The organism is Micromonospora sp. 4G55 (assembly GCF_016803375.1).
This window is the reverse complement of the sequence record NZ_JAEVHN010000269.1, coordinates 1-7,990: the sequence shown is the minus strand read 5'-3', so window position 1 is coordinate 7,990 and position 7,990 is coordinate 1. Positions and strand designations below refer to the sequence as shown.

The window sequence follows — 7,990 nt, the reverse complement described above, 5'->3', positions numbered from 1 at the left end:
GCGCCACGTCGGGCGCGGCGGGCGCAACGCGCCGGCCCGGTGGGGGGACGCGGCCAACCTCGACCGGCTAGCGTCGGTACGTGACCCACGCTGCTCCCGTCTCCCCCGTCGACCGCGCCGGTCTGCGTCAGCGCGTCGACAAGGCCCTGGCCGAGTTCCTGGCCAACCAGCGCACCTGGATGACCGGCGTCGACGACGCGCTGGTGCCCGTCGCCGAGGCGATCGAGGCGTTCGTGCTGGGCGGCGGCAAGCGGCTGCGCCCGGCGTTCGGCTACTGGGGGTACCGGGGCGCCGGCGGGGTCGACTCCGACCACGTGGTGACCGCGCTGGCGGCGTTGGAGTTCGTGCAGGCCAGCGCCCTGATCCACGACGACCTGATGGACCGCTCCGACACCCGTCGCGGCGAGCCGGCGGTGCACCGGCGGTTCGCGCCCGGCACCGGGCGGCCGGCTGGGGCGGCGACCCGGACGGGTTCGGCGACGCGGCGGCGATCCTCCTCGGCGACCTCTGCCTGGTCTGGTCGGACGAGCTGCTGCACTCCGCCGGCCTGGATCCGCGGACGGTGGCCCGGGCCCGGCCGGTCTTCGACGAGATGCGCACCGAGGTCACCGTCGGGCAGTACCTGGACGTGCTGACCCAGGTCACCGGGGACACCTCGCTGGAGCGGGCCGGGAAGGTCGCCCGGTACAAGTCGGCCAAGTACACGGTCGAGCGGCCGCTGCTGCTCGGCGCCGCGCTGGCGGAGGCGTCGGCGGACGTACGGGCGGCGTACTCGGCGTACGGGTTGCCGCTGGGCGAGGCGTTCCAGCTCCGCGACGACGTGCTGGGGGTCTTCGGTGACCCGGCGCAGACGGGCAAGCCGCCGGCGACGACCTGCGCGAGGGCAAGCGCACCTACCTGGTGGCGGCGGCCGTGGAGGCGACCGACGACGCCGGCCGGGAGCTGCTGCTCGGCCAGCTGGGCGATCCGGCGCTGGACGAGGCCGGGGTGGCGCGGCTGCGGGAGCTGATCAGCGCCAGCGGCGCGCTGGCCCGCACCGAGCAGCGGATCGTCACCCTCACCGACGCCGCGCTGGCCGCGCTGACCACGGTCGACCTCGACACCGAGGCCCGCCAGGCCCTGGTCGACCTCGCCATCGCCGCCACCCGCCGCGCCGACTGACCCCCCAGCCCGGCAAAGTTGATCATAAGTTGTTGCCCCGGCATGCCGGTGCCGGTGGCGACAACTTCATGATCAACGGGGCGAGGGACCTGGGGCGAGGACCCGGGGGTTAGAAGCCGAGGGCTTGGGCGCGGCGTTTGACCTCGCGGGCGTGGTCGCCGCCCAGGGTCGCCGCGGCGGTGCCGCCAGAGAGGGTGTCGTCGGGCTCGTAGAGCCAGCGCAGGGCGGCCTCGTCGTCGTAGCCGGCGTCGGCCAGCAGGTTCAGCACGCCGGGCAGGTGCTTGAGCGCCGTCTTGTTCGCCACCAGGTCGACGGGAATCCGGCGGACGCCGTCGCGGCGGACGGCGATCAGCTCCCGGTCGCGGATCATCTGGTGGACCTTGCTGATCGACAGCTCGAGGCGCTCGGCCACGTCGGGCAGGGTCAGCCAGGCGGCCGGGTCGGTCGGGCCGGCGAGAGCGGCGCCGGAAGCCTGGTCGGCGGGTACGGAATCGGTCACCCGACCACCCTGCCACGTCGCCCCGGCCGGGGCGCAGCGGCACCCCGGGTGGCCTGCGACAGCACGGCGGGACGGATCGGATCGTGTCCCGGCTGTAGCATCCTGTTCAACCTTCACCCTCCGGACACATAGACTGCCTGCCGATGGACACACAGGTCGCCGACACGTTGCTGGGCTCGCTGCTCGACGGGCGTTACCGCATTCGCGGGCGCGTCGCGCGCGGCGGGATGGCGACCGTGTACACCGCCACCGACGAGCGCCTGGAGCGCACCGTGGCGGTCAAGATCATTCACCCGACCCAGGCGCCAGAGGCCCGCGGCCGGGCGGCCGGGTTCATGGCGCGGTTCACCGACGAGGCGAAGACGATCGCCCGGTTGACCCACCCCAACGTGGTGCGGTCTACGACCAGGGCACCCACGGCGGGCTGCCGTACCTGGTCATGGAGTACGTCCGCGGCCGCACCCTGCGCGACGTGCTGGCCGAGCGGCGCCGGCTCAACCCGGACGAGGCGTTGGCGATCATGGAGCAGATGCTCGCCGCGATCGCCGCCGCGCACCGGGCCGGGCTGGTCCACCGGGACGTGAAGCCGGAGAACGTGCTGGTCGCCGAGGCGCCCACCGGCGGCGTGGCGAACCTCGTCGACAGCGTGGTGAAGGTCGCCGACTTCGGCCTGGCCCGCGCCGTCGAGGCCAGCGCCGAGGAGGAGAACGGCAACCAGCTCATGGCGACCGTCGCGTACGTGGCGCCGGAGCTGGTCACCGACGGGCACGCCGACCCGCGCACCGACGTCTACTCGGCCGGCATCGTGCTGTTCGAGATGCTCACCGGGCGGGTCCCGTACGACGGGGACCGGCCGGTGGACGTCGCCTGGCAGCACGTCGACCGGGACGTACCGGCCCCGTCGACCCTGGTACCGGCGCTGCCCAAGGCGCTCGACGACCTGGTCGCGCGGGCCACCCGGCGCGACCCCGGCGCCCGCCCGACCGACGCCGGCGCCCTGCTGGCCGAGGTGCAGGTGGCCCGGGACGACCTGGGCAACCCGAACACGCACACCGCCGTGCTGCGCCCGGTGGGCGACGAGAACTCGGCGGTGGCGCAGCCGACCATGGTCGTGGCGGCGGTCCACCCGGCCCAGCGGCCCGCCTGGGCGCGGCTGCCCGAGGGGGGCCCGCAGCGGCCGCACCGCCGTCGGGCCGCCCAGGAGTCGGACCTCGGGGCCCGGTTCGCCGCGCTGCGCACCCGCCTGATGGGCAGCCAGCGCGGCCGGCTCTCGGTCGCCGCCGCGGTGGTGGCGCTCGGCCTGCTCGCCGCGCTGGGCGGCTGGTGGGTCGGGGTGGGTCGCTACACGGTCGCCCCGGAACTGGTGAGCCTGAGCAAGGCCGAGGCGCAGGCGCAGGCGGACCGCGCCGGTTTCACCCTGGTCTACGCCGAGCCCCGCTACGACGAGAAGACCCCCCGGGACAGCGTCGTGGCGCAGGATCCGGTCTCGGCCGCCAAGATCCTCAAGGGTGGCACCATCACGCTCACCCTGTCGCTGGGCCCGGAGCGGTTCCCGGTGCCGGACGTGGTGGGCAAGGAGTTCGAGCTGGCCGAGGTGGATCTGACCAGCGCGAAGCTGCTGGTGGCCAAGGGCACCCCCCGCTACGACGACAATCTGCCGGCCGGGGTGGTGCTGGAGACCAACCCGAAGGTCGGCGCCGAGGTGAAGCCGGGCACGAAGATCACCCTCATCCTGAGCAAGGGCCGGGCGCCGATCTCGGTGCCGAACCTGCTCGGCAAGAACGTCAACGAGGCGCGGGCCACGCTGGCCCAGCTCGGCCTGGTGCCGGTGGAGACGTACAAGGACTCGGACAAGCCGAAGGACGAGATCCTCGGGCAGAGCCCGGCCAACGGCTCCGGGGTCGAGAAGGGCGCCCAGGTCCGCCTCGAGGTCAGCAAGGGTCCGGCCCAGGTGATCATGCCCCGGGTGGTCGACCTGCCGTGCCCGCAGGCCAAGCAGCAGCTGGAGAGCCAGGGCTTCCCGGTGACCGTGCAGTTCAACCCGAACGGGATCGTCCGGTTCCAGAACCCGCCCGAGAACTCCCCGGTGCCGCCGGCCACGCCGGTCACCATCGGGTGCCTGTGACCATGCGACCCGTCGGCTCACACACCCCCACCTCGGGCGGACTGGCCCGGGCGGCCCTGCCGTACGTCGGCGCGGCCGGCTCCGAGGTGGTGCAGGTCTACGTCTCCAACTCGCGCGGCTGGGCGTTGCCGGCCGGCGACCCGGCCCAGGACGCGCTCTTCCGGGACGGCTGCGCCGAGCGGGGCGTCCCGGTCTTCATCCACGCCTCGCTGCTGGTGAACCTCGGCTCCCCGACGGCGGCGACGGTGCAGCGGTCGGCGGAGACCCTGGCGCACGCGCTGCGCCGCGGCCGGCGATCGGCGCCCGGGGCGTGGTGTTCCACGCGGGCAGCGCGGTCGACGCGGGGCACGCCGAGGCCGCCATGCGGCAGGTCCGCGAGACGCTGCTGCCGTTGCTGGACGAGGCGGCGGCCGCGGGCGGACCGATGCTGCTGGTCGAGCCGAGCGCGGGCGGGGGTCGCTCGCTGGCCTCGCGGGTCGAGCAGCTGGGTCCCTACCTGGACGCGGTGGACCGGCACCCCGGGCTCGGGGTCTGCTTCGACACCTGCCACGCCTGGGCGGCCGGGCACGACCTGGCCGCCGAGGGCGGCATGACGGCGACGCTGGACGCCCTGGTGGCGACCGTCGGGGCGGACCGGCTGCGGCTGGTGCACGCCAACGACTCCAAGGACCTCTGCGGTTCCACCCGGGACCGGCACGAGAACATCGGCAAGGGCAGCATCGGCGAGCCCGCGTTCGCCGAACTGATGGCCCACCCCGCCACCGCCGGCGTCCCCGTGGTGGTGGAGACCCCCACCGAGAAGCACGAGGGCCACGCCGCCGACATCGCCACCCTCAAACGCCTCCACCCCTGACCCACCCGCGCACCACCGGGCTCCGGGCCCGCCCGACCCGACCCGGCTCGCCTCGTTGATCAAGAGGTTTGCGTCAGTTCCAGGCCGGATCCTGACACAAACTCCTTGATCAACACGGCCGAGGCGGGCCGTCGAAGCGCGGCCGAGCCCCGGGCCGAGGTGGGCGCGGGGCTCGGGTGCGGAGGTGGATCAGGCGCGCAGCAGGCGGGTGAGGATCTCCACCGCGCGGTCGATCCCGGCGTCGTCGACGTCCATGTGGGTGACCAGGCGGGCGGTGCGCGGGCCGAGCACCGAGACCAGCAGGCCCTCGGCCCGGGCGGCGGCGGCCAGGGCCTTCGCGTCCAGCGGGTGCTTGGTCAGGTCCAGCGGGACCAGGTTGGTCCGGACCGGCGCGGCGAGCACCCCGAACGGGGCGACCGCCTCGGCCAGCCGGGCGGCCTTGGCGTGGTCCTCGGCGAGCCGGGTGACGTGGTGGGCCAGCGCGTACCGGCCGGCGGCGGCGAGGACGCCGACCTGGCGCATGCCGCCGCCCATCCGCTTGCGGATGAACCGGGCCCGGTCGATCTTCTCGGCGCTGCCGAGCACCAGCGAGCCGATCGGGGCGCCAAGGCCCTTGGACAGGCAGACCGACAGCGTGTCGAAGAGCGCGCCGTACTCGGCCAGCGGCACCCCGTCGGCGACGTGCGCGTGCCAGATCCGGGCCCCGTCGCAGTGCAGCGCCAACCCGTGGTCGTCGGCGACCCGGCGCAGCTCGCGCAGGGTGGTCAGCGGGATCACCCCGCCGCCGCCCCGGTTGTGGGTCTGCTCCACGGCGATCGCCCGGGTGGGCACCGCGAAGTAGCCGTCGGGCCGGACCATGCCGGCGACCACGTCCGGGTCGATGTCCGCGCCGACCGCCGGCCAGGTCCGCGAGGAGATTCCGCCGTACGCGGCCGCGGCGCCGATCTCGTACGTGACGACGTGCGCGTCGGCGTCGCAGAGCAGCTCGTCACCGGGGGGCACGACGAGCTGGAGGGCGATCTGGTTGGCCATCGAGCCGGTCGGGGCGAACAGCGCCGCCTCGTGCCCGAAGAGCGCGGCGACCTCGGCCTCCAGCGCGGCGACCGTCGGGTCCTCGCCGTAGACGTCGTCGCCGACCTCGGCGGTGGCCATCGCCTCCCGCATCCCGGCGGTGGGCCGGGTCACCGTGTCGGACCGCAGATCAACAACAGAGTCAGCCACGCAGCATCTCCGCCACCAGGAAGGCCAGCTCCAGCGACTGCTGGGTGTTCAGTCGCGGGTCGCAGGCGGTTTCGTACCGATCGGGCAGGTCGAGGTCCTCGATGCCCTGGGCGCCGCCGAGGCACTCGGTGACGTCCTCGCCGGTCAGCTCCACGTGCAGGCCGCCCGGGTGGGTCTCCAGGCCGCGGTGCACCTCGAAGTAGCCGAGCACCTCGTCGACGATCCGGTCGAAGTGTCGGGTCTTGTAGCCGTTGGACGACTCGTGGGTGTTGCCGTGCATCGGGTCGCACTGCCAGACGACCTTGGCGCCGGCGGCGGTCACCTTGGCCACGATCGGCGGCAGCGCGTCGCGGACCTTGTGGTTGCCCATCCGGCTGATCAGGGTGAGCCGGCCGGGGACGTTGTCCGGGTTGAGCTTCTCGCAGAGCTCGATGGCCTCGTCCGGGGTGGTGGTCGGGCCGAGCTTGACGCCGATCGGGTTGGCGATCCGGGAGATGAAGTCGATGTGCGCCCCGTCGAGCTGCCGGGTCCGCTCGCCGATCCACAGGAAGTGCCCGGACAGCCCGTACGCCCGGCGGTCGGAGACCCGGGTGAGCGCCCGGTCGTACTCCAGGGCCAGGGCCTCGTGGGAGCAGTAGAGGGTGACGGTGCGCAGCGCCTCGTCCTCGGTCATCCCGCAGGCGCGGATGAAGGCCAACGCCCGGTCGATCTCCCGGGCGATCGCCTCGTAGCGCTCGCCGGCCGGCGAGTTCTTGACGAAGCCCTTGTTCCAGTCGTGCACGGCGTGCAGGTCGGCCAGCCCGCCGGCCAGGTACGCGCGGAGCATGTTCATCGCGGCGGCCGAGTTCGCGTACGCCCGGATCATGCGCTGCGGGTCGGCGATCCGCGCCTCCGGCGTGGCCTCCAGCGCGTTGATCATGTCGCCGCGGTACGCGGGCAGCCCACGGGCGTCGGTCGGCAGGGACCGGGGCTTGGTGTACTGGCCGGCGACCCGGGCGACCTTGACCACCGGCAGCGACGCGCCGTAGGTCAGCACGATCGCCATCTGGAGCAGGGTGCGGGCGTTGGCCAGCAGGTGGCTCTCGGTGTTGTCGGCGAAGGTCTCGGCGCAGTCGCCGCCCTGGAGGAGGAACGCCTTGCCCTCGCAGACCAGCGCGAGGCGCTGCCGGAGCTGGTCGACCTCGTAGGGCGCGACCACCGAGGGTACGACGTCGAGCACCTTGCAGACCTCGGCCACCTGCGCCGGGTCGGGCCACGGCGGGGTCTGCTCCCGGGGCAGGTCCCGCCAGCGGTCCAGGCCGAGGGCCGCGTCCTCGGCGGAGTCGACGGTGGGCCGGCTGGTCTGCAGCGCGGGGCTGGTCACGGCGGGGTAGCTCAGCTGATGCCACTCATGGCGCATGAGGGAAAGCGTACGGCGACGGTCGGGGTGACCCGCCGTCGAGGGGGACGGTTCCGGCAGATGGGAGGGTCAGGGGTTGACCGACGGCTCCGGGGTGTGCCCGCCGGGCGCCTCGCCGGAAATGCACCAGTCGGCGCCGCTGCGGGTGACCGTGAACAGCAGCGGCCGGGCCACGTCCCGGGCGCCGACCGAAACGGTCACCGAGGCGCTGACCTCCTGCCCGCGCGGGCCGGAACGCACGTCGGTGATGGCCGCCTTGGGCACCTCGAAGTGGTCGGCGAAGTCGCCGTTCGGGCCGGTGGCCGCCGCGTCGAAGGCCTGCTGCATCGGCGCGCAGAGCTGGCTGCGGCCGGCCGCGACGTCCTTGGCGGCCATCGCGTCGAGGTAGGCCTGCACCCGCTCGCGGGACTTGGTGGCGCCTCCTCGGCGGGGCGCGCCCGATCGCGGGGCCGTCGCCCGCGTCGTCGTCGCCGATCCCGCAGCCGAGCAGGGACAGCGGCAGCAGTGCCAGCGCGGCGACGCCGGCGGCGCGGTGCCTCAGGCGCACTGGGTCCTCCCCTCGCTGCGGACATCGAGAGATGCCGAGCGGCGAGTCTGTCACATCGACAGACCTGCATGGCATGCCGTCATGCCCCGCCGCTCTCCCCAGCCGACCACCCGCACGATCGAAAAGGGGTGACGGATACCCGACGGCGACCCCCGACGGCCGGCGGCCCGACGGCGCAGGGCCCG

4 protein-coding genes and 3 pseudogenes are annotated in these 7,990 nt (G+C 74.0%); 3 read left to right on the top strand and 4 right to left on the bottom strand.

The window, feature by feature from the left end; all coding sequences use genetic code 11:
- The first annotated feature begins 80 nt into the window (after nucleotides 1-80).
- A pseudogene (locus JNW89_RS20820) lies at nucleotides 81-1,161 on the top strand (polyprenyl synthetase family protein).
- A 109-nt stretch (nucleotides 1,162-1,270) separates the two neighbouring features.
- On the opposite strand, the gene JNW89_RS20815 reads toward JNW89_RS20820, so the two are convergent.
- A complete protein-coding gene (locus JNW89_RS20815; protein WP_238450174.1) occupies nucleotides 1,271-1,660 on the bottom strand; it encodes an Rv2175c family DNA-binding protein in 390 nt (129 codons plus the stop codon).
- A gap of 143 nt (nucleotides 1,661-1,803) precedes the next feature.
- Here JNW89_RS20815 and pknB point away from each other — a divergent pair.
- Both pknB and JNW89_RS20805 read left to right on the top strand, forming a co-directional pair.
- A pseudogene (gene pknB, locus JNW89_RS20810) lies at nucleotides 1,804-3,785 on the top strand (Stk1 family PASTA domain-containing Ser/Thr kinase).
- Between the two features lie 2 nt (nucleotides 3,786-3,787).
- Nucleotides 3,788-4,638 (top strand): annotated as a pseudogene (locus JNW89_RS20805) (deoxyribonuclease IV).
- A gap of 189 nt (nucleotides 4,639-4,827) precedes the next feature.
- Here JNW89_RS20805 and JNW89_RS20800 read toward each other — a convergent pair.
- The 3 genes from JNW89_RS20800 to JNW89_RS37740 form a co-directional block, all read right to left on the bottom strand.
- The gene (locus JNW89_RS20800; protein WP_309140007.1) at nucleotides 4,828-5,859 is read right to left on the bottom strand and encodes a GntG family PLP-dependent aldolase; all 1,032 of its coding nucleotides are present in this window, start codon (nucleotides 5,857-5,859) and stop codon (nucleotides 4,828-4,830) included.
- Nucleotides 5,852-7,258: a class II 3-deoxy-7-phosphoheptulonate synthase gene (locus JNW89_RS20795; RefSeq protein WP_238450173.1), complete on the bottom strand. Its 1,407-nt coding sequence runs from the start codon at nucleotides 7,256-7,258 to the stop codon at nucleotides 5,852-5,854. The genes JNW89_RS20800 and JNW89_RS20795 overlap by 8 nt, the downstream gene beginning before the upstream one ends.
- Nucleotides 7,259-7,327: 69 nt before the next feature.
- Nucleotides 7,328-7,654, bottom strand: a complete 327-nt coding sequence (locus tag JNW89_RS37740; protein ID WP_306344885.1) for a nuclear transport factor 2 family protein — start codon at nucleotides 7,652-7,654, stop codon at nucleotides 7,328-7,330.
- Nucleotides 7,655-7,990 lie beyond the last annotated feature (336 nt).